Source organism: Citrobacter sp. VF227 (assembly GCF_052950715.1).
In genome coordinates, this window is record NZ_JBRFVF010000560.1 from 1 (window position 1) to 441 (window position 441).

The following is a 441-nucleotide window of genomic DNA, read 5'->3' on the forward strand; positions in this document are numbered from 1 at the left end:
GGTAGTAACTGTTGATACCCTTGGTCGCTTCCACCATCTGGAAGGACTCGTTTGCCGGCATAACCGGTCCCCACGAAACCTGCAGGAAGTGGGTGATCAGGGCTTCGATATGTTGCAGCGTGCGCTCTTTCGGCGGCGGCGCGGTCAGCGGATGATCCGCTTTAAACGGGCCTTCCGGCATGTTGTTGAGGCACTGCTCAATGATGCGCAGACTCTGGCGGAGCTCTTCAACTTTCAGCATCACGCGGGTATAGCAGTCGGACACGCCGCCGCCAACCGGAACTTCAAAGTCAAAGTTCTCATAACCAGAGTACGAACGTGATTTACGCACGTCGAAATCAATACCAGTCGCTCGCAGCGCAGCACCGATACAACCCCAGTCCAGCGCTTCTTTTTTACCGTATGCGGCAACACCCTGAGAACGGCCTTTCAGGATGGTGT

Annotated in this window: 1 protein-coding gene; it reads right to left on the reverse strand. The window is 55.6% G+C overall.

Going from position 1 to position 441, the window contains the following annotated elements:
* On the reverse strand, nt 1-441 hold a 441-nt coding region (locus ACU8YC_RS27855), incomplete at both ends, for an NADH-quinone oxidoreductase subunit D-related protein (RefSeq protein WP_446896377.1).